The sequence below is a fragment of the Janthinobacterium amylolyticum genome (assembly GCF_051380655.1).
Classification (GTDB): Bacteria; Pseudomonadota; Gammaproteobacteria; order Burkholderiales; family Burkholderiaceae_D; genus Janthinobacterium.
The window spans coordinates 1-19,709 of the sequence record NZ_JBNYXL010000009.1 but is presented as its reverse complement, the minus strand read 5'-3'; the positions used below and the strand labels follow the sequence as shown (position 1 = coordinate 19,709).

Below are 19,709 nucleotides of genomic sequence, written 5' to 3'. Positions count from 1 at the left end.
GCCGATGGCTTGCAGCCACACCGCTCGCGGCAAGCGTGGTCCCATGTCGCAGTTGGAGCGCATCAGCGAGCTGCCCAAGCAGAAACAGCGCTTTGTGATGGAAATGCTGAAAACGGTGCTGGCCCAAGCCAACGCCTAGCGTCTTTCCTTAGCCGCTAAAAATTGAAGACGTACCTGCCCTTCGGTCCTACGCTCAAGTCCTGCGCACTGGTGTTACGTCTAGCACATAAATCTGCGTCTTTTTGCGCAGCGCTTCCGGCAGGTCTTCAACGAGGAAATCTCGGAGCTGCTGTGGGGATGTAGGCTTCGTACGCTTTCCAGGCCGAGCCGGTAGCTTACCTTGGTCCAGGCCGAACCACAGCACGACGTAGACACCCATACCATCAGCCTGCATATGCTGAGAGTAGTGCTGCAGCTGCGTTTCAGCCGCTATCCACACATCCGTGTGCATATGTCGTTTGACTTCCACCGGGATCCGCGCGTTCGCTCCACTGATAACAAGCATATCGGCACGGGTACTGCCCGCATGCTGAGCCTCTGGCATCACTGCGGTAATTCGATAGGGCTCTAGTCTGTCTCGAAGTCGCGCGAGAATGTAATCGCGGCATAAGTTCTCGATCCTGGGGCGGACCAACTTGTCACCCTCATAGTTCCAAAACTGACTCCACGGACTCAGTTCGTCGATCCGCAGTTCTTGGGCGATCCTATCAATCTCGGTAACCAGAACTGCAAAAAGATCAACCGCATTCAATGGCGGCCCATTTTTCAACAGATTGGATAACTGCGAAGGTGTGGTGTGCGAAAACCGCTCGTCTCGGTGCACTGATGCCTGCGCAGCCAAAGCAGTCAGCATCTCGGCCTGCCATAAAGCCAACGCCGGATCGTCGGCGAACGCTCTCAGCGCGACGCCGGCCTCGGCTGTTGGGTTTGCAGCCAACTGTCGAATAGCGCTTCTGACCGCGCTACTTCCTGAGCTCATTCTATAATTCCCGTCATGCGTGTTCGCAAGCGGCGCCGACTTAGATCCCAATTTGCAAACGACGAAGGCAAAGTAATAGCAAGCGGCTTTAGAATCGCTGATTAACAACCGTTCGCAAAACGCGGTAACGTTGCCGACACTCGGGAACTCCGGCAAATCGGTATCTTGATAATCCTGTAGCATAGCCTCCGCGTACTTCACGGGATTGAGGCACATCTGCGCTAAGCGCCATACCATCCGAGCGTTCGCATCCGACACTTTACGTAGGGCAGCGTCAACGAGTTCAATGAAATCTTCCGTTGGCAAACATAGAGCCAGCGATTTCAACGCCACTGCCAAACCGTCCGGCGACATATCAGGGCTTGCACGCATTACTGTTGCCAACGCCTTGCCAAGCGCTGCCGCAGTGGAGGCGTCTGACGCCTCAAACGGTAAGCCTGGCAGTGAAGTGCCGCCAGCGGCCATATGCAGAGACCAGTATTCTTCCAGATAGCGCGTTGTGACGCTTAGCTCCTTAAACATCTCACGCACCGACCAATGGCGTAGTCGAAGGCGATTTCGATAGTTGTAAATATTCTCCGCTCTAGTCAAGAACACCGCTAGAGCTAGCGAAATATCCGGTACCAGTGGATCCTCCTCCTCATTCAGCTGAGCCAGGACGCCAGCGTATACTGGAAGTATGTATGGAGAACTGGCAAGATGGCGTTGCAGGCCGTCAGGTTTGTGCGCGAATGCCGCCGCTAGCGATCGGAATCCAGCGATCATAGCGGTCGCCACCTGTGAACTGGTTTTCTTTACCAGGTACGGTTCGTCAGGGGTGTCCGATGACCCATTGATATAGAGGCCTGCTCCCCAATTGAGTTTCGCAATCGCGCGCCCAGCCTCAAAATCGCTACACATCGAATTCATCTCTTGCAGCCAGTGGGCGTGATCGTGGGACGCCGGCCCATCGATAATGTTGCGGGACCGATCGACTTTTCCAAGTGGGCATGTATTGAACTCATATTCGAAATCCGGATCCCCGAGTTGCTGCACCAACTCGTGGCAAGCCCAGAAGAGTTCAGGCCACTCAAAGCCTCGCACACCATACCCAAAGGCCGCAAGCAGCGATCGATTATCAGGGCTATCGATCAACTGATCCCGTACCTCCCGCATGAGTAGTTCATCGATGCCACCGGCCAACGCTCGGTGTTCGTGATGTACCCAGTGCCACCGATCTGGGTCAGTGCTATACGCTGCTTCAAGCATCGAAGCTCGCCATTTGTTGTCATCGCCGTATCTGCGCGAGATTGCCGCCACTGTCTCTGGCCCAAACGGTCCGTAAGGATGTTGGCGCAGATTCTGCGTCCATTGCCAGACCTGTGCACCGGTAGTGACGCCACCGTGTTCTACCAAATTTGCCAAGGCCTCATCCAACACGCGATCAACCGCATCGGTGCGTATTTGGTCAGCGTGCTCTTCGCGCCATGTGTTTGCTGGCACATCAAACAGGTCGACCGGCACATTCGCAGCAAGGGCCCGACCGAATGTAATGAGCTGACCTACAACATTACTTGGAGGAAGCATCTCAAAATCAGCCAACAAGCTCTTGATTTCATCAGTGCTCAGCGCATCCATCATCTGTTCAGCGAGGTGAACCTGAAGCATCACTCGATCACTGCTGGTGGATTCTTGTTTTAGCTTGTTATAGTAATAACGGCGATCAGCAACAGGATCGCCACCCAACCCGACGCATAAGTCAAGCGCACGAGTGCGGAGCCAAATTGGCTTGTTTTGACTGAGTATGACCTGGCTGTATGCGGCGGCCATACCCGGTAGCGGCGCACCACGCTCTAGGACTTCGATAACGGTGAGTACAACGTCCTTCTCAGGATCGTCCTGCAATAGGATCGCACCGAAATCAGCAATAAGCTCCTCCGACGCCAAGCCACCTAGACTAATTCCCTCCGGCCAACCATGGTGTGGGATGTGTGCCGGCAGCAGCCTTAAAAGGGTACGTTTCTCGCCTTGGGAATAAACTGCGGGGTCGCCGTAATGCAATATCGTGATCGGGTCGGCTGCCACCAGTGCCTGCACGTCATGCGAGCGTCCATTACGCGACAAATGCGCTACAAACCACCCGTAAAGCCCTCGAAGTTCTGTCGGTGGAGCGCAGTCAGCCCCAGTTATGACTGCAAGCAGCCGCGGCAGAGGCAACGCAGCTGCGCCGTCGCCTCCAGAAAGCACCTGGAACAAGTACTGCGCTGCGCTAAATTCAGCGATCGTCCGGTGCATCGGAATGAAGCTTTCGCCATCGCCGCGGAACAGCGCCGTATCCAGCGTATCAGCAACCAACGAATGTGCCAATCCAGTTTCCTCGACGTCCAAAAAGCGCCCGCGATCCTGATTCGGCGGCGCTAAGGTTGAGACCCAAATTGCCTGCGCGCCTGTGACCAGCAGGAACAGGTTCAGCCTTCCGGTCGCCTTGATTATCTCCTCGCGGGAGTGACGGCGCAACCGATGTCGCAGACGATCGCGCTCGCGGGCGAGCAGTTCTAGGGATGCGTTGAACAGTTCAAAGCGGGTAGTCGGCCAGGTATCTCCGCCGTGCGTGGATTTAAATAGCAGGCTCAGGCTGAATGGATTCTCCACAAGGCCATGCGCGCCCATCTGTTCGGCTTGCTCCAGGAAATCATCCGGTGCTTCGCATCCGAAGTGTTCGAGAAGCAGTCCTGACTCGGTCGCGCTCAGTGGAAGAAGCTCGACAACAGTAATGCTCTCGGTGGAGGCCAGCAGCCTCAGGGCACTCAGATCCGCAGCTAAACGCCAATCTTCGGCGCGACAGCTTAGACGCCAGCGCGCGATCTTTGCGCTGACCATAGCTGCTGCCAAAGTGTAAACACGATCAGTGCTGCTGCCGTCCGAGCGATATTCGTCCAATGCATCCAGGTAGACCGCAGTGTCGGGAAATGTCGGCGGAGTAACAAGAAAATCACGCACCGTCATGCATACTCCAGCGGTCGCGTACGCTTCCTGCATCAACACGGTTGACTTTCCACTGCCTGGTTCGCCAAGCAAGACGTAGCACTGGCGCTCTCGCAAACTGCCGATCAGCACTTCGCTACCCCGGCCGTGGCCTTCAATGATTCGAACACGTCGGTCTATCTGCGCGGGATTCTCTGGTGAGTAGGTGAAAGGCATAGGAGGCTTGCTCAGCATTTGCATCGGAATTGAGAGGTTGCAATAATAGCAGCCTGTCGGGAGGTACAAATAGCCCCAAGCTCATCACTGCTAATTTCCAATGACTTGGCGTTCATCTAACGTTTCGTCACTCGACAGAAGATGAAATCTACGCTCTCCCATAGAGGGCGGCCGAATTGGACGTGCCCATACGCATACGCAAGTCACGCAGCTCGATAGTGTATCTACGCACATCTTGCAGAAAATCAATGCCGCATTGGCCCACAAGAATGCCGTAGCCTGCTCATGTCAGCGTTCGTGGCGACCGCACAATAAGGCCGCAAGTATTTATCGAATTGGGTTACACCGGGGTTAATAGGAGGCTTGAGTCTTATAGAAAAGAAAAAAGTTGCAAGCCGAAGCACCTAACCCTTTGATTTTTCTGCTTATTCTGTGGGGGGGGGGCTGATGGGGCTCGAACCCATGACAACAGGAATCACAAACCTAGCGTTTAACATTGATTTTTCCTTTAAAATCAGATGCTTAACAATTAATTCTTCCAATGGATTGTAAATCTAACTCACCAGCCTATGCGGGCTGCAGCCGGGCCGTTGGAAATTTTCTTGGTTTTTTGAGGTAGGTGGACGTGTGCAAGCCGCTACAGCTCCTGACGGATTGGACTAAGAGCAGAGTAGCCACCAGTCCACGGATTACTTCTTGTCGGGTAGCGATCTCCAGTATTATGGTATTCCGGACTTAGCTCCATTTTTTCTTACAGTACTTACCGATACAAACTAGGCAGTCACACCTCTACCAAAGCAGGATTTCATGAGTATTTACAGATCTATGGCGAGGATTTCGTTGAAATCAGCTCTCGCCGAGCTATCGAGTAATGATGATCAGCGCCTTAAGTATGCGGCACTTGAATTACGTATGACCATTGAATCTGTAACTTACGACAGAGCATTAGCATACAAAGATGAATTCCCCCCACAGGAGTATGCAACATGGCAGCCGAAGAAGATTATGCTAGTACTCTTGGAGCTTGATCCAACGGCAGACATAGATAGCACACTAAGTTTTGGTTCGGAGCCGGAGCTTGGAGAACGACCGGTGACCATGACAAGCATGGGTTCGGAGAGCGTTTTCAACCTCAGAACGATTAAAATTCACTATGACGCGTTAGGCAGCTTTCTACATGTTTCGTCGATGAAGCATATGGGTTCCCCAATCGATTACGTTAAGATGCGCAAACGTTGTGAAGTGATCGCAACCGCTCTGGGCGAAGTTCTGGCATCACCTGTTTTTAATATCACTCTTGGTAATTTTGCTAGGTTTGATTGCGGGGTGTGCAAAAAACCAATCCGCAAGAGGATTCCTGGAAAGATAGACACTTTGGACTGTAATTGTTTCGACTGTAAAGCAAGCTATACGTTAACTCGCCTCTCAGACGGTCGAGTCCAGATAGAGCCTCACGAGGAAGAGATACATTGTGCAAATAAACAATGTGGCCACATCGCGTTTGTTCAGCGACGAGAGATTGAAAAGGATAGCCATTGGAAGTGTCAGAAGTGCAATGGTCTGAACGTGTTTAGACTAAGCCTTTTTCACATTCCATGCACCAGCGGAACCCCATGAAAGTACCCACGATGAATGCAGTTGATTTAGCTCAAGCCAAGATTCTACTAACTGCCAGAACCCTATACGGATGCCTAAAACATGGGCACATCTGATTCTCTACATGCGGAGCACAGCAAACGACTGAAGAAGATTCGGGCAGATGCCTTTGGATCAATTGTCGGGATCTGTACCAGCTTACTTAGTATTTACTGGACAGCAACGCATGGACTGCCGTTTAAAACATACTCTTTTGATGGCGTTGCGAGGACACTTGTGATTCTAACAGCTGGGATGTACATTTTGGCCCAATGCATAGCTATCGGTACGTGCATACTGCAGTCAAAACTCAGTACTGCGACGTTGAGGCGTGATCTGAAACAACAAATGCAGACAAGGCCAAATGATGAGTCGATGCAAGATTAAGGAAACGGCAAGCGGCTTGATGTGAATCGCTGCCAGTCTATTGAAATGCGACGTATCTCAAAGACATGAAATTTTGCATACATCCAACATTGGTAAGATGCTATCCTGATGGCCACGCCGGAGTCTGTTCATTGGAGAGCGGTGCCGAACCAAGTCCTAGAAACACTTCAACTCGCGAGATTGCTGTGAGTTTACACTTCTTCCAATATGAATTTTTTAAGTAATATTCTTGCTGGCTTTCCCAGCTTCGATAATTTTTTGCCGGCTACTGCTTTAGTCGCGATCCTAATATTTTTAGTGAGGGAGTATGTTGAAGGGAGGCGCCGTAAGTCAACCGATGCACGGAAGGTTCTTGCGCTGAAGAAAGTTTTGGCACGGGATTGTCAGCTTAATTACCATGCGATAGACATGTTGCGCGATGCCATGATAGAAATGAAGGAGGTTGGTGTTGCCGTGGACGCTGCTCGTCTTTCACTATCAAAAAGGGAAGCTGGCGGTTACTCGTTTACTCTTACAGATTTCAAAGGTTCTTACCAGGGGGGAGTGTTACTTGGTATCCAGAGGGAAACCTTATTGAAGTACTTAGTAGAGATTGCAGGGCTAGATGAGAGTCTTTATTCGAAATGCGTGATTGCGCTTGATGGCTTATCCGAGGCAGACAATGTGTATCAGTCTCTTGTTCACGGCCCTGAAAAACACTTCCCGTCGACGGATGAGGATTACTACGATAGTCTAGCCGATTACGGTATAGGCGAACTTAACGACTCTATTTCTGGGTTAAAGGGGCTGTACTTTGTTTGTACCAGCTCCGAACTGAAACAAGGAAAACTAAGATAAAAACCGAGTTGGGATCATTAGGTGTGCGGCTGGAGAGGGAGGCGATTCTCGAGCTTGATGAGAACGTTCACTCGGTAGCGCCAGCCTTCTTTATTTTCCTCCGATCGTAGTGCTTGTGTGTTGTGCTTGGATTTGCATGGGCCGCAAAATCGTATGCATCGGCATTGCGATTGCTGAGTTTGGTCGTTATCGCAGCTGGCCGGATGTCCTGCAGTGAAAAATACTGCGCGTGGTCTGCCAGCCGGTAGTCCGCCTCGTACTTCGCTACTTTCAGTCCCTTCTTATACGCCAGGATGTATTCCAGTTCGGCAGCCCGTTTGCGAGCGAGGGCGGCTGCTGCCTCGGCGTCGAACGAAGCGATCCACTCGAACATGGCATCCTGCCACACCGATCCCATTCCTGACCGCGTGTACGCCTGGCCTTTGGAATTTGCGAATAGGTACTGGCGCGGAACCGAGTGTGTTTGCTCGGCGCGCGCTACTACTACGCGCAACCTAGTTGACCATTCCCGCAACTTCATCACCTCGGCCTGGCCTTTCTTGCGCTTGGCGCTGGTGACAAGCACGCCTTCCTTTGTCTTGCCGGAGATATGGAACGGCCGAACTTCTGCAGCTCGAAACCCGGTCAAGTAGGTAAACATGGCAGCGCAGCCCAGGTTGCGGTAGGTGGCGGTCTGACGCAGCGACCACAGGTAAAAACGCACCACCTGCGGGTCCGTGGATTTGAAATCAACCCCATGACCAAGGCTCATGTGGCGATGGCTTGGGGCGCGGAGATTGTGGCAGATCAGCGTCCTGGACGAGTACTTGTGCCACTTGACGGAGAAACAGAGGTTTCAGTGATCACCTCTCAAGCGGACCTGGAAAAAGCGGCCGCCGACCGAACTGGCCCTGCGCAGTGGGAGCGCTGAAATTTGATCGTGTTGGAAAATAAGAAAAACCGTTGGAAAATGCAAAAAAAGGGTTACAAGCCGAAGCATGTAACCCTTTGATTTTCCTACTCATTCTGTGGGGTGGCTGATGGGGCTCGAACCCACGACAACAGGAATCACAAACCTAATGCCCAATACTGAATTCATCTTTAAAATCAATTACTTAAAAAAATAATTTCCAATATTGAATAATTTTAACCTACCAGCCTATGCAGCCTGCCAACTAGACGTTGAAAGATTCTGACGATATTCAGAATAGCTGAGTTAATAATTTCCATATGACCGTTGGCAGTCTCTGGCGTACACTAGATCCTTGGAGTGGCAAAGATATACCGTCTGGCCAACCGTACGCTAGAGTGATGGGGAGAAACTGATGGAATGGGTTACACTAAATATATCGTCTGTTGTACCTTATTTTACAATTGGTAAGGATTTAGCAATGGCGGGGATAGCTTTCTATGCCGCGAGAATTGCGAGCAAAGGTCTTACTACTTGGAACCGTCAGCTTAAAGGTGGTGCGGAATACGACCTTGCACGTCGAATTTTAAAGTGCACGTATAGATTGCGTGAGGCGTTTGATGGCGTGCGAAATCCCGCGATGTTCAGCACTGAGATGCCCTTTCCGCCAGAGGAGGACGCTGGTAAAATGAATGATTCGCAAATACGTCACTACGGACGATCTAGAGCATATCAAAATCGCTGGCAGAAAGTTTTTGACGTCCGTAACGATCTCCGCACGGAGCTCCTAGAAGCGGAAGCTCTTTGGGGAGAGGAGATACTTACAAAGTTCAAGCGATTGTTTGAACTGCAGCATGATCTTTTTTCTACGGTATATGCTTACCTTGCTGCTTGCGATCCGGATGCGACCCAGGAGGCGAGGAAAATTAACAATGAGTTGTATGATAAGAAGTCGGATATTCTTTATCGCAACTATTCTGAAGGTAATCCCGATAAGTTCAATGCTGCAGTGAAAGTAGAAATATCGGTAATTGAAAATTTCCTAAAGCCTCATCTGCTCAAAAACTAAATAAGCATCAATTACTTGTGCTAGTTCAAACTTAACCTGTCATGTGCTGTCAGATGAGCTAGAGTTTTGAGAGGCCGCAACCATGAGGCACCATCCACGAACCGCGGCTATCTGGTAGCCCGGCAAGCCCGACGCGCCGCGTTAAGACGCGGCCTGCCACCCACAATAGAGGACATATGACACACAGATCCAATTACGCCGCGTTTGTCGATGCAATTTTCGGAGCGGAATCCGCGACGTTCGATGTCACGAAGACCGAATCGAACAACGTAATCGGCGCGCTTGCAAATCCGAATCAGTTTGCCGCATTCATAGCCAACTACGAAGACCGACTGCGGCGTATCGAAGCGGCCACTAAAGCTGATCCGACCCTTCGCAAAGACGTGCTCCATACCGTGAATCTAGTCGCCGGGAACGAGTGGGATGGCGCGTATGCAGAGCTGTGCGCGCTAGACTACTTTCTGGCCGTCCCACAGACTGGACCCAGCAACATTGAGCTGAATCGAACATTGCCGGCATCGGACACGCTCGCCTCGGAAATGGGCAAGCAGAACACGAACCACGATATGCGTTTGAAGGCTCTGGGCGTGTCGATGGATACGAAAAATCTCTCGGATAAGACCGGCCAAATTCTCGACGGCATCTTTCGCGAGTTCCTGCAAGCCAAGGGCATCGCGCGCATGGCAATCGTGCCGACTTACGATCACGACGACGACTTCACGCTATATCGTGAGAATCGTCCCAAGCTGTTGGCAGAGCTCGTGAGCGGCGTAGACGCTAAGGCAAGGACGCCGCAGCTAAGGAGCCAAGTTATCCCGGGGCTGTCTTACGAGTTCGCCTGGGACGCAGGGGCCTACGTCAGCGCGAGCTCGTATTCGCCCTTAGAACACGCGACGAAGCACCACACGCTTCTTTTCGGCCACATCAAGAAATTCTCGCGCGTCGAGCCGACGGTGATCACCTATGTGATGTTTCCATGGTCGGGAGAAGGCGTCTTTTTTGGGTTTGGCAAGGAGACGTTCCAGACTGAACTCGGAAGGCAATTCTTCAACAACTACATCGGCTCCGTCGATCTCGCTCGCAAATTCAATCAGGAGGTCAAATCGAACATCTCCGCCGGAGACGTTACGAAGCATCTCTCGGGCGTGATCTTCTTGGATGACAAGTCCATCACCGCCAAGGATCCGGCACAGATCAACGTGGATGCGAGTTTTGTGTGGAACAAGAACGCGATTCACTCGTTGATCGGCCATCCGCTCGACGTCGAACTCCGACGTCGAGGAGCTGTTGACCGATCATAAGCTGTTGATTCGACTCAAAGAGGCGGATGGAGTTTCCCCCGGGGGGGAACAATGCAGCACGATTTGCCTTCATGCTGCCTCTTACCTTTAGCGGAACAACTATTCGTCAGTATTTTGAATGGGTAGGGAGATGCTTACCTTGATTCTGACGTTGCATCGCTTTCTTGTAAATTTTTATGGACCGCGCGATGACAACTCGCACATACCAGGTACGAGCAGGCCCGTTTTAGAATACGAGCCGCCGCAGCTACGGCTATAGCCAAAGATCGCTGCGCGCACTTCCGAGGTGACTGGCCAATTGGGCGACGTATGCCCAAATGCGCGCAGGTGAGACGGCTTCTAGATGGGCGGTTTCCTCAACCGCCATCACGACCACCTGTAGGGGCGTTTCGTCTAGGAAGTGTAGTAAATAGGATTTATGGTTAGCCGGTACTCGGCCGGTAGCCAAAGCATGCTGTAACTGGTCACTATGGAACTCGCCCCTATAACTGACGCTAGCGTTCTTTGCAGCCATCCACAAGCCTCGCTTTGTATCTCTGGCCTCGATCGATGGCGGAGAAAAATTGAGTCCAAGCACCCTCAGCAGATTAACCAAACGCCCGAAACTCAAGTCACTAATGGTTCCAGCCTCCAGCTGCTGTACGGTCTGGCGCGACAGACCGGCCAACTTCGCTAAACGTTGCTGCGTCAAACCGACTGCCAGACGGCGGACGCGAACTACTTTGCCGACTTCGTAGATGTTCATGAGCTACCGTTCTATGAATGTACATAATATTTTACATTTATTTATTAAATGGCATAAATGGCCTGCCGTCTTGAGCTCGGGGCCGGATCGCTAAATGATGGTATTAGCCCGCTGGGAAGTAGTGTATTTCCTAGGTTGGAGCGAGCTGCGCTGCGCATTTTCAGGAACCGAGACAGTCGACTCGGTTGAAGGAGCTGACGCGCGCAAAGCTGCCGACGGCACGATCGTGCTTGAGCTGGGCCACGTCCGTGGGCGAATCGAAGGCCAGCCCAACACAGCCGCACTGGTGCAGGTGCTCGATCGGGTTCTAAGATGATCGGTCTGCTAGCCGGCCCCGTGTCTGGCTCGCTGCCGGCAACACTGGCATGTGCTCCGGCTTCAACGGCCTGGCTGCCAAAATGCAAACGGCGCTAGATGAAGATCCGTTCAACGGCCAGCTTCCATGTGATCCGCCATCTATGCACCGAGCTGGCGTGCTACTGCGACGCAATCGTCCATCCATCCGCAGACCCACCTTGCTGACTTTGAGAGCGTGCTACAAACGGATGCCTATGCTGGCTTCGATTCCTTGTTCGAGGACGGTACGATCTGTGAAGCTGCCTGTTGGACGCATGAGCGGCTCAAATTCACGATCTGCACGCCGCGCGCGAGACTCCACTGACAACCTTACATTTTTTCGACGAGGGGAATACCAACTGATTTACTCTTAGTCGTTTCTTCAAGCAGCGTAAGAATTATCGCAGGAACGCTGATACTTCGTCGATTGAGTAGCGTAGCAGCAGCAGAAAGATTCAAGAGATGTTCGTACATTGGTTGAGGTATACGGATGAGGACAGGCTTTTTTTCGTGCGTCGAATTTTGATTACTCATTAGACTAGACTCAATTTTTTTGCGTATCTCAGCAGGTGAATGAAGTGAAAATGGGCCGTAAATGCCGTGGCCTATTTTGCACGAAGATTACACGATGGCGCAATGAGAAATGCGTCGTCAGAGGTGGATACCGAAAGCTTAAGTGCCATAGGACAGGCAATACGAGCTATGAGGCTTGAGAAACACATATCCCAAGAAGAACTTGCACATATCTCGATGTTGGACCGCAGTCACTTAGGGCGGATTGAGCGTGGCGAACGCAATCTCTCCATTCTCAACCTTATTCGAGTCGCACGCGGCTTAGGTTGCACTCCTTCCGCAGTCTTGCATCGAGCTGGTCTATAGAGTTTTTTGTCTGTTCTGGAATTGCAAAACGCCCGAGATCAAATCGATTTGCGTCGTGCCTTCACCTTGGAGTCATTAGCTGCTCTAAGTTTCCGGATTTCCGCTTGCAGCTCCAGGCAAACCATGACGAGAGAATCATATTTTGACTGTAGAACCTTCCTGGCGGCAATCGAATCGGAGAGTCTTGCTTGCAAATTTCCTTCCGCTCGTTCACCTGGTAAATCCGTCGCTTTCGTTTGACGAATTTCAGCAACAAGCCCAGGATAGTTCGCGTAAAGGTTTGCCCTGCTCACATCGGCTGAGCGACAAACTGCACTCACGCTTACAGGAACCGAAGGGCTACTCGCTCTTAACAAATGCAATGCCGCCTTTACGCGCAGCGCAATACTTAATCGGTCACTCGCTTCGTTCGTCACTTTGACCTCCATCAAGAGCTGCATGTGAAGTTGCACCAGTTTGCAAACCTCGAAGCACTTTCATCGTGACGCTCAATCTTTTGGTCACAAGGCTCACTGTTTGCTCAGGTAACGACGAATTTTTCAAAAATGCATGGTCACGCTTTGCCCTCTCATCCCACCACCTTCGATACTCAGTGGTTACAGCAAAGTTGGAACACCGGGCGCAAACATCTGGGGCTCGTAACAATGGATTGGGACCACTATCTGTTCCATCACAGGCCGAATGCGACTTCGAATAAACGCAATAACCCCAATCACACGGTGCTATGACGACTCCTTGGGCGATCAGTTTTCCGACCAGCGCTTTAATCGCATTCTTGCCTTTAAACTTTGATGCCCCGATCAACTCTGCACGTCGCTCAATCAAAGCGACACCGGCCTTTCCAGCTAGGTGATCGCTTGACAAAAGGCATTCGAGGGCGCGGACCAATTCTTCCTGATCAGCCTCGGCCAGCATTTCCGTCAATTCGATATCAGATCCAACATACACTCCATCAGTAAACTCTGAATAGGCGTGCCCAAACTGCCAAGCGAGCGGTTCTAGCGCACTCTTATCACGCTTCGTTACGAATACCGCGAATGTCTTCCGACACGCATGAGGGTGCAGCCTTTGTATCTTCGGCTGCCATTGGCGATACGGAGCGTTAGCAAACTGTCGAATGCGGTTAGGTAGGTTGGTGGGAACGAATCGCAAAGTTCCGCGTTTAAGTCGAAGGGGCGCCCCATTTACGAAGAGCGGTCTGGAATTTTCACTTTGCCGGATAGAAGAAAACATTTTCTCGATAAAGCGAACCCCCTCAGATAGAGGTTCGGAAATAGCCCACTCGCGCAAAGCCCCTCCTTTCTTCGCTGCAATGCCGCTCAAATATTGTACTATTGAACCATCTTCAGAAATCTTCGTCCTAACACAATTCACATCTAGGCGGCATAGCTCACGGTTCCGCATGCCAACAGTAAAAAGCAGCAATATCATTACGGCTGCCATGGTATGGGAGACCGCTCTCGATAGCGCTTCATGCGCTCTTAGATTTTTTCCTAGTTTTTTCCAAATTTTTGTGAATTCTTGATCACCTCGTAATTCATCAAAAAGAGGCCTAACACGCTTACCGCGTTGCCTCCTTGATAGCCCTACTTCATGAGAAATTTTCCAGTATCGAGATATAGTTCGATAGATAAATTCGGCTTCGTTCTCTAACCAATTCAATGCGTCATGAATTAATGCTAGTGCAGCTTTCTCTGGAATTGCCTTGAACCGCTTAAACGCCAAAGGTTTACACTTAACAACGACTTCAGAATGAAAAGGAGCAGGATCAAAATTAAGACTAGCAATGTATTCACCTCGATTTCTCCACATTTGTTCAAAGAGGCATAACCAGTGCCGCAAGGTACTTTCCGCTGGCGGCTCGCCTGGCAGCCGGCCTTTTCGACTTTTTAAAAATTCCAGTAAATCGTCAGGAGTCAGCGACGAAATCCGCCAAATTTTATTTATCGTCATCCACTTCACTAACGTTGAGAGCATAGTGAATCTGAACGAATATGTCGACGCGTCGTATCGACCATGGATCGAGTCATCGATTGTACAAAGCATAAATTGTTTAACACTCTTTGTTAGGTACGCTCGCTGATGCTTACTACCTAAACCAACAGGCAAAAGCTTTGCCCATCGAATCACAAAGGGCTTTCCTTCATACAACTGCGATGACTGTAGCGTCCAAACCTTATCCGACGCGTTGGAAACCAGTAACGGATGAGACATTGTCACTCCAATACGGGTATGGCAAAGAGACTTATCCTTTTCTCTGCCAAAATATAAATATCGGGATGTATAGCTGGAAGTATTTCTTTTTCCAATATTTCAAGGGTCGGAGCATATAACGAAACAAATCGATTCAGCCAACCAGATCGAACCGATTGGGCTTTTGTTTCTAAAAGTGCTTTTCTAGCGGCAAGCAGATGCGCCACATTATCAATGTCATCGAGTACGATTATCGCCCCGGGACAAGTGGAACAACCAGTAAAGTTCAAACACATCTTCCCTTTAGCACTTGCAGGAGCTATTCCAGCGAATGGATCTTTGCACTTAAAACCAAATACCGAACTCGAACTATCGCACGAAGAAGGGGTTTTTTTAAGTTGCGTACGCACCGATAACGCAGTTCCAAAAGCTCGACTTTCCGCAATAAGCATCCCCTGAAACTTTCGAATAACTTCAGCATGTTCAGATGCTCTATCCTCTAGTGAGGTGTAACTTCCTTGGGTTGTCATCAACCGCTTATGGTTTAAAAGAATTCGGGCAGCCTCCATTTTCCGAGCCATCAGGTGATGTGACTTTGCACCAGTAATTCGGTTATCCTTGAAATCAAAATCACGAAGCTCATGTTTATCTATGAATTCCTTCAAAAAATTGTGAAAAGACTGCACACTTGGTACACGAACCTTACGAGTCTTAGGCGAACTACAGATAAATAGATCGTTTTTGTAGCTTGATGTAGCTCTGTTCCTTATGCCCGCCGAAAGTTCTGCATATCGACGCACAAGATTTGGTGCCGAATTTTCAAATCTTTTAGGAAAATCAACCTTTTGCTCAGCGTGAGACCTTGGCTTATACCACACCAAACGTTCCAAGTCTTCTCTGATCGGGTGATCACGAATGCAGTCTACGGAGAGCTCGGCTATTGACATTGGGTTTCCACTAGTTTGAATCTGAATTGCAAGATAAAATGGAAATACGCTTTTTGGAGTTGGCCAGATCATGCTCCAAAGATCGGCAATACTACCAACTTGAGCCAATGCTCTACCGATATGTGCGCGTTGTCCACGCCAATCTCTTTGGCGAATAAAAAACCCATCTTCCGAACACAACAGCTGGTGCAACACTTTCTTCTGCATTTTCTCGCTCTCATCCAGCGCCTCACCATTTAATATTCGCTGCCCTTTCATTAAAAGCTCTTCGATCTTTTTTATCTCACTATAACAAATGCTTAACACTTTCTTTTGCTCTTCACCTGTGAGTACAGATCGAATTTTCGGCATCTCACGCTTAAACCGTGCGCTTTTCAAACACAGCCCCATCGGAAATTCTTCAGGTATATTTCTAAAACACCATTTGATAGCTCTTTCGATAAAATTGTAGTGCGATTGAGACGTGCTACCTGCCAAATTAGAGTCTTCGAGCCAGGAAGCGAAATCTTGCAATGCGGCTTTATCAAAATAGGCGTCATTCGCCTTACCAACCTCTATGCGATGTTTTACGAACTTTTTAAGTGACCGCCAGGACTGGCGTTGTGATTCAAGCGATGTGTGCCCAGCAACAGGAATAAAACATCTTGCAAGAGATTCTGATATTGAAGGATGCAACCCGAGGTTCAAAAAATCAAAACTTGAGAGCGTAGTCTCAGTTTCGCTAACCAGGATCAATCGTAGGCCGGCCCATGTGTGAACAATTGGCGATCTCATTGCGATGCACCATAAAGATAAGAAAGTGCCTCAACGACGTCTGAATTTTGAGTTTGAGCTAGGTGCACGTAGAGCTCAGTGGTCTCCAGACGTGCATGCCCCATCAGAACCTGCAAAATTTTAGGAGCGTTATGGGCGATAATTGGATCAGCGGAGCTTTGTAATACAGCGAGAACGTTGGTGGCGTATGTGTGCCTGAGCGAATGCAAAGCGAAGTGCCGCAATCCCACCAAGTCCGCACAACGTCGAAATTCCGTTGAGAGACTAGATTGCCCTACCTTGTCACCATTTCGATTTAGAAATACGTACCGTTCCGATCCCGGTCGCGCGCTCTCTCTATCAGTTAAACAGTACCAGTGCGTCTTTTCTACTAGGTGGGTGGGAACTACGATAGGTAATTCTTTCCCCCCTTTGCGTTGCGCTCTAATTGTTACCAGACCTTCGCTAGACAGGGAAAGCTGCTCTATGGTCGGAAGGCTCGATAGCTTAAGCTCACAGACTTCGACTCGACGCGCCCCACTGCATAGCCCCCATTGGAACATTAGTTTATAGGGTTCTCGGGCTAAAGAAAACACGGAACCAATTTGCTCTGTAGTTAAGACCTGAGGGATTCTCCGAATGACTCGGACTAGCGGAGAGCAGCGATGGTCACCTGATACCAGGTATTCTCCGAGTGGGGTTGGTAGAACTTGCATACGCCATGCCCATTCATGATAAAGTGCGGCGACGGTCACCCGTAAATTCACAGTCGCTGTCGCGTAGCATTCACCGCTTCCGCGTAATTCACAATGCACCAAGTGCGCTCGATATAGCATGAGGTCTTCTTCACTGGCCTGTTCCATGGGCACATTTCGCGTCGAGAGAAATCGCAGCCAGTCAAGGAGGCTTTCTGCGTAAGTTCTAGCCGTTGAGATAGTTATTCCCCTGCTTTTGACAGCATGTTCAAGGAGAAACATTGTCGGCACGTAGACTGGATGCCCAAACTCGTCGACGATTGTGACCACCGCCTTTAGATCTGCGAAGCGACGAGATAGGTCTACGTTGACTACGTTTGCAATCCCCGCAGATTTGCACAGTGACTCAAACGAATGAGCATCAGGATTGGTTGCTACTAGTTTATAGCTGAGTTGAACCGTAGCTACCATGTTGGCCTCTACAATTTCATTATTAGGAATACAGTACCTCAACTCTTATGGCGATTCAACAGACAGACAATTCGCGACACCTAATCGACGAGTTCAACCGCAGGGTACTCGATGTGCTGCGCCAGCCACTGGAATCCGGGCTCATCACCATTTCCCGGGCGGCCCGCCAGGCCGAGTTTCCAGCCCGCTTTCAACTCATCGCCGCCATGAATCCCTGTCCTTGCGGCTATCTGGGCCACGTTTCGGGCCGCTGCCGCTGCACGCCCGATGCCATCCTGCGCTACCACAGCCGGCTGTCGGGACCGCTGCTCGACCGCATCGACTTGCAGATCGAAGTGGCCGCCCTGCCCGTCAGCACCTTGGGGCGCCGTGCAGTTGCGGGCGAAGGCACGCCGCAGATTGCCGCACGGGTAGCTGCAGCGTTCGCCTTGCAACTGGCGCGTCAGGGAAAAGCCAATCAGCGCCTGAGCAATATGGAGATCGAACAGCATTGCCAGCTGGAAGTACATGGCGAGCGTCTGCTGCATGGCGCCACGCAGCGCCTGCACTGGTCGGCACGCACTTATCACCGGGTCTTGCGCGTGGCCCGCAGCATTGCCGACCTGGCCGATAGCCGCGCGATTACCCATCCGCATATTGCCGAAGCGATTCAATACCGGCGCGTACTGCAAGAAAGTTAGGCACAGCTGTTGCGCATTACATGCGCACGATTGCACGTGGCGGGCGGCACTGCTACCATCTGCTGATGAAAAAAACATCACTTGGCACCTTCTTTGTCACCTTGGCCGCTGCCGGCGTCCTGTCCGCTTGCAGCCCCAAGTTTGACTGGCGCGACTATCGCAGCCCTGATGCGCAGTTCACGGCACTGTTTCCAGGCAAGCCATCCGTTCTGACACGTGAAATCGACCTCGATGGCAAGAAAGTCAGCCTGACCATGACAGCCAGCGAAGTGGACGGCAGCACCTTTGCCATCGGCAGCGCCATCCTCGACAGCACGGAGCAGGCGCAAGCGGCCCTGCCCGCCATGAAGACGGCATTGCTGAAGAATATCAATGGCACGGTGCGCAGCGAAAAAATGGCGACGGCGGCCAGCAGCACGCCGGCCGGCACACGCGAACGCAGCGCGCTGAGCATGGAGGCGACAGGCACGCAGCAAGGCAAGCCGGTCTTGCTGGTCGGCCGTTTCGTGGCACAGGACAAGCACATCGTCCAGATCGTCATCCTTGGCGAAGAAAGCAAGTTGTCGCGTGAAACCATCGATACCTTCATGGACTCGGTCAAACTGGACTGAGACTTAACGATCACTTAAAAAGAGAGCCGCCCGCAAGCCGGGCTCTTGTAAATTGGTGCGCTGTCCAACAGATGGCTATATCCCGCTTGCAAATGGGCAAGCTGGGCAATCGGACGGCCTGTGTGACAATTCAAGTCGTGATATTGTTTCGACACCAACAACAAGTTTCAGAAAGTTCCTATGCTGATCTCTTTCAAATCCAAATCCTCCCCTCCCGTCATGATGTACCAGGAACATGCCCAGCGCATCCTCGACATCTTGCACAAGAGCCCGGCGCGCGGCGTCATCACTCCGGCGGAAGCGGGCGAAGCACTGGCTTTGCTGGAAAAGGAAGTCGCGGAAAGCAAGTTGCACCCGGAAACAGACATCGAACACGATGCCCATACGCCGGAAACGCTGGAAGACGGTGAGACGGGCGAGCATGCGCGCGCACAGAAAGTGCATTTTTCACAGCGCGCCTTCCCCTTGATGGAAATGCTGCGTTCGGCCAAGGCCGAAGGCGACAGCATCACCTGGGGCGTGTAAGCCGACAATCACGACAGACGAAAAAAAACCCCGCACACGCGGGGTTTTTTTATATAACAAGCCTGACGATAACCTACTTTCACACTGGTTGCAGCACTATCATCGGCGCAAAGTTGTTTCACGGTCCTGTTCGGGATGGGAAGGGGTGGTACCAACTTGCTATGGTCATCAGGCATAACTTTTTCAACAGCTTGCTCCCAACGGGGCAGCAAACCATCTGATCTGAGGAGGCGAATTATATAGCAATTTGCCGGAAGATGGGACGAAAAGCGGCATTTTATCGCGATAAACCGCGAATTGGCCTGGCCGGCTGGCGTGGTTGTCGGATTACGCGCGGCCTTGCCGCGCTAATCCGACCTACCCGGCCTGGCCAGCCGCAAACGAATGTAGGTCGGCTTAGCGCGCAGCGCGTAAGCCGACAAACACCACAGACATAACCCACAAACCACCAGACGAAAAAAAACCCGCCAATTGCTTGACGGGTTTTTCTCTACTGCGAATAACAAGCCTGACGATAACCTACTTTCACACTGGTTGCAGCACTATCATCGGCGCAAAGTTGTTTCACGGTCCTGTTCGGGATGGGAAGGGGTGGGA

16 protein-coding genes, 2 rRNA genes and 1 pseudogene are annotated in these 19,709 nt (G+C 51.1%); 10 read left to right on the top strand and 9 right to left on the bottom strand.

The features are described 5' to 3' along the window. Positions 1-193: 193 nt before the first annotated feature. Entirely contained in the window at positions 194-4,159 is a 3,966-nt protein-coding gene (locus tag ACQ4WR_RS19285; RefSeq protein WP_436489283.1) for a DUF8371 domain-containing protein, read from the bottom strand. 807 nt (positions 4,160-4,966) lie between these two features. Between ACQ4WR_RS19285 and ACQ4WR_RS19280 the strand changes: the two genes are divergently transcribed. Both ACQ4WR_RS19280 and ACQ4WR_RS19275 read left to right on the top strand, forming a co-directional pair. Next, the gene (locus ACQ4WR_RS19280) at positions 4,967-5,776 is read left to right on the top strand and encodes a hypothetical protein (protein WP_436489281.1); all 810 of its coding nucleotides are present in this window, start codon (positions 4,967-4,969) and stop codon (positions 5,774-5,776) included. Between the two features lie 612 nt (positions 5,777-6,388). Further along, a complete protein-coding gene (locus ACQ4WR_RS19275) occupies positions 6,389-7,018 on the top strand; it encodes a hypothetical protein (RefSeq protein WP_151092512.1) in 630 nt (209 codons plus the stop codon). A gap of 67 nt (positions 7,019-7,085) precedes the next feature. Here ACQ4WR_RS19275 and ACQ4WR_RS19270 read toward each other — a convergent pair whose 3' ends face one another. After that, positions 7,086-7,769 carry a site-specific integrase gene (locus ACQ4WR_RS19270; RefSeq protein WP_151092510.1) on the bottom strand — a complete coding sequence of 228 codons (684 nt, stop codon included), beginning with the start codon at positions 7,767-7,769 and terminating at the stop codon, positions 7,086-7,088. A gap of 553 nt (positions 7,770-8,322) precedes the next feature. On the opposite strand from ACQ4WR_RS19270, the gene ACQ4WR_RS19265 reads away from it, so the two are divergent. Together ACQ4WR_RS19265 and ACQ4WR_RS19260 are read left to right on the top strand one after the other, a co-directional pair. Further along, the gene (locus tag ACQ4WR_RS19265) at positions 8,323-8,976 is read left to right on the top strand and encodes a hypothetical protein (RefSeq protein WP_436489279.1); all 654 of its coding nucleotides are present in this window, start codon (positions 8,323-8,325) and stop codon (positions 8,974-8,976) included. 176 nt (positions 8,977-9,152) lie between these two features. Continuing rightward, the gene (locus ACQ4WR_RS19260; RefSeq protein WP_436489277.1) at positions 9,153-10,277 is read left to right on the top strand and encodes a hypothetical protein; all 1,125 of its coding nucleotides are present in this window, start codon (positions 9,153-9,155) and stop codon (positions 10,275-10,277) included. 253 nt (positions 10,278-10,530) lie between these two features. Here ACQ4WR_RS19260 and ACQ4WR_RS19255 read toward each other — a convergent pair whose 3' ends face one another. Further along, a complete protein-coding gene (locus tag ACQ4WR_RS19255; protein WP_151092505.1) occupies positions 10,531-11,022 on the bottom strand; it encodes a helix-turn-helix domain-containing protein in 492 nt (163 codons plus the stop codon). Between the two features lie 94 nt (positions 11,023-11,116). Between ACQ4WR_RS19255 and ACQ4WR_RS19250 the strand changes: the two genes are divergently transcribed. The 3 genes from ACQ4WR_RS19250 to ACQ4WR_RS19240 all read left to right on the top strand — a co-directional run bounded on the left by ACQ4WR_RS19250 (position 11,117) and on the right by ACQ4WR_RS19240 (position 12,237). Further along, positions 11,117-11,338 carry a hypothetical protein gene (locus tag ACQ4WR_RS19250; protein ID WP_151092503.1) on the top strand — a complete coding sequence of 74 codons (222 nt, stop codon included), beginning with the start codon at positions 11,117-11,119 and terminating at the stop codon, positions 11,336-11,338. A gap of 216 nt (positions 11,339-11,554) precedes the next feature. Next, positions 11,555-11,683, top strand: a complete 129-nt coding sequence (locus ACQ4WR_RS19245) for an IS66 family transposase (RefSeq protein WP_436489276.1) — start codon at positions 11,555-11,557, stop codon at positions 11,681-11,683. 311 nt (positions 11,684-11,994) lie between these two features. After that, positions 11,995-12,237, top strand: coding sequence for a helix-turn-helix domain-containing protein (locus ACQ4WR_RS19240; protein ID WP_151092501.1), 243 nt, complete (start codon positions 11,995-11,997; stop codon positions 12,235-12,237). Between the two features lie 38 nt (positions 12,238-12,275). On the opposite strand, the gene ACQ4WR_RS19235 is transcribed toward ACQ4WR_RS19240, so the two are convergent. From ACQ4WR_RS19235 to ACQ4WR_RS19220, 4 genes are all read right to left on the bottom strand, one after another. Further along, positions 12,276-12,677 carry a hypothetical protein gene (locus ACQ4WR_RS19235; protein ID WP_436489273.1) on the bottom strand — a complete coding sequence of 134 codons (402 nt, stop codon included), beginning with the start codon at positions 12,675-12,677 and terminating at the stop codon, positions 12,276-12,278. Then, entirely contained in the window at positions 12,634-14,190 is a 1,557-nt protein-coding gene (locus tag ACQ4WR_RS19230) for a site-specific integrase (RefSeq protein WP_436489272.1), read from the bottom strand. The genes ACQ4WR_RS19235 and ACQ4WR_RS19230 overlap by 44 nt, the downstream gene beginning before the upstream one ends. Positions 14,191-14,453: 263 nt before the next feature. Continuing rightward, positions 14,454-16,151, bottom strand: coding sequence for a hypothetical protein (locus tag ACQ4WR_RS19225; protein WP_436489270.1), 1,698 nt, complete (start codon positions 16,149-16,151; stop codon positions 14,454-14,456). Then, positions 16,148-16,846, bottom strand: coding sequence for a tyrosine-type recombinase/integrase (locus ACQ4WR_RS19220; protein WP_225317259.1), 699 nt, complete (start codon positions 16,844-16,846; stop codon positions 16,148-16,150). Before ACQ4WR_RS19220 ends, ACQ4WR_RS19225 begins: the two co-directional genes overlap by 4 nt. Positions 16,847-17,379: 533 nt before the next feature. Between ACQ4WR_RS19220 and ACQ4WR_RS19215 the strand changes: the two are divergent. The 3 genes and pseudogenes from ACQ4WR_RS19215 to ACQ4WR_RS19205 form a co-directional block, all read left to right on the top strand. Continuing rightward, positions 17,380-17,976: pseudogene (locus ACQ4WR_RS19215) on the top strand (ATP-binding protein); the annotation flags it as partial. A 65-nt stretch (positions 17,977-18,041) separates the two neighbouring features. Continuing rightward, positions 18,042-18,587, top strand: coding sequence for a hypothetical protein (locus tag ACQ4WR_RS19210; RefSeq protein WP_436489268.1), 546 nt, complete (start codon positions 18,042-18,044; stop codon positions 18,585-18,587). A gap of 180 nt (positions 18,588-18,767) precedes the next feature. Beyond that, entirely contained in the window at positions 18,768-19,112 is a 345-nt protein-coding gene (locus tag ACQ4WR_RS19205; RefSeq protein WP_102299773.1) for a DUF1840 domain-containing protein, read from the top strand. Between the two features lie 60 nt (positions 19,113-19,172). Here ACQ4WR_RS19205 and rrf (ACQ4WR_RS19200) read toward each other — a convergent pair. Both rrf (ACQ4WR_RS19200) and rrf (ACQ4WR_RS19195) read right to left on the bottom strand, forming a co-directional pair. Continuing rightward, positions 19,173-19,285 (bottom strand): 5S ribosomal RNA (rrf, locus tag ACQ4WR_RS19200). 333 nt (positions 19,286-19,618) lie between these two features. Continuing rightward, positions 19,619-19,709: ribosomal RNA gene (gene rrf / locus ACQ4WR_RS19195) — 5S ribosomal RNA — on the bottom strand; the annotation flags it as partial.